The organism is uncultured Campylobacter sp. (assembly GCF_938031315.1).
GTDB lineage: Bacteria > Campylobacterota > Campylobacteria > Campylobacterales > Campylobacteraceae > Campylobacter_B.
Window position 1 is genome coordinate 1 of sequence record NZ_CALHHT010000276.1, and the last position, 1,800, is coordinate 1,800.

1 protein-coding gene is annotated in these 1,800 nt (G+C 53.4%); it reads left to right on the forward strand.

The window, feature by feature from the left end; all coding sequences use genetic code 11:
• Positions 1–672 precede the first annotated feature (672 nt).
• Positions 673–1,779, forward strand: coding sequence for an alanine racemase (locus Q0236_RS06860; RefSeq protein ID WP_297916324.1), 1,107 nt, complete (start codon positions 673–675; stop codon positions 1,777–1,779).
• Positions 1,780–1,800 lie beyond the last annotated feature (21 nt).

Genomic DNA, 1,800 nt, shown 5'->3' on the forward strand with positions numbered 1-1,800 from the left:
AAGGTGCTTCAGGACAAAAAATAGCGCGGCGCAAAGCAATGCGCGCTAGAAAATGAAGCGCCGCCGTTAAAACGAGCTTTTGCGCTAAATATTTAGCGCAAAAACACAGACGGTAGCGCAAAACGAGCTTTAGTAAAAAACGCGGGCGGCGGCACGGAAACAGAGACAGTAGCGCAAAACGGCTAGTGTGCCGGGTCGCTTGCCGAAAAATTTAACGCGAATATGTGCCGCAAGAAAAACAGGCGCGCGAGGAATAAAACGGCGTGAAGCGGAGCTAAAAATTCCGCGACCTAGCGGTACGGCGCGCATATTGATTTTTACTCGGCGCATTTTAAAATTTTATTTTGACTTTTTCATGCGGCGCGCGGTATTGCTTTTACCGGTGCTGCTTTGTGCGGCAAGGAAACGCAAATCTACTCGCCAAATTCAGACGCTTCGCGAAGGGCGCCGATTTGCGGCGAGCAAACCGCTGTTTCGCAGAGAAAGCTAAATTTACGGCGCGCAAATTCCATTTTTTTGCAAGTGATAGCTAAATTCCGCCTTTCGCAAGCGACAGGTAAATTTCACCCTTTGCAAGCCGCGCTAAATTTTAAAATTTCGCCGCTATAAAACAGGCGCAGCTACTAAGCGCGGCTGTATTAAAATTTCGTAAATTTAACTAGGAGGAAGCTTATGAGGGTACCCGACATCGACACGCCAGCGCTGCTGATTGACCGCGAAATCGTGCTTCGCAATCTGCAAAAGATGCAAAGCTACGCAGACGCCGCGGGCGTGAGCCTGCGTCCGCACACCAAAACGCACAAAATGCCCTATTTCGCGAAGCTACAAGAGAGCATCGGCGCTGCTGGCATCACGGTCGCCAAAACGGGCGAAGCCGAGATCATGGCGGCAAACGGGCTGAAAGATATATTTATCGCAAACGAGATCGTGGGCGAGCTAAAATTTCAGCGCATCATCGCGCTTTTGCGCGCGGGGATAAACTTAAGCTTCGGCGCAGATAGCATAGAGCAGGCGGGCCTGATAGAGCGCGCCTTTGAGCGCAGCGGCACAAAGGCCTGCGTGCTTGCCGAGATCGAAGTGGGCGAAAACCGCTCTGGCTTCGTAGAAAAGCAAGATTTCGCGGCGTTTATAAAATTTCTAAAAGGCTGCAAAAATATCGAATTCCGCGGCGTGTTCTCCCACGACGGACACTCCTACAAAGCCGCCTGCAAAAGCGAATGCGAGCGCATCCACCTAGCCGCGCAGCGCCGCACGCTGGAGTTTGCGGATATCGCGCGCGAACTAGCTCTGCCCGCAAGCGTCGTTAGTATCGGCTCGACGCCATCGCTCATCAACGATTTTGAAATTTTAAAGGGCGTCACCGAGATCCGTCCGGGCACATATATCTTTATGGACGCCTCGCAGGCGCAGGCTTACGGCGATTATTCGATGAGCGCCGCGAGCATCCTTACGGCCGTCATCAGCAGACCTACGGCGGATCGCATCATCACCGACGTCGGCGCCAAGGGACTCACGCAGCAAAGGCGCACCGAGGGCTTTACGGCAACGCCCGGGCTCGGGCGCATAAAGGGCACGGATGTGTGGGTAAATGGCGTTTACGACGAGCACGCGATCATCTACGACAGAGCACTGCGAGATGCCGTGCGCGTGGGCGATCGGCTCGAAATTTATCCAAACCACATCTGCCCCGTCGTAAATTTACACGAGTTCGCCTACCTCGTTAGCGGCGGCGAGGTCATAGAAAAGATCCCCGTGCTATGCAGAGGTAAGCTGCAATGAGCGGGCAAATTTAAAGGTGCG

Bases quoted from the DNA above. Each gene is read 5' to 3' on its own strand.
- Q0236_RS06860 (WP_297916324.1), top strand. From the start codon at position 673: ATGAGGGTACCCGACATCGACACGCCAGCGCTGCTGATTGACCGCGAA.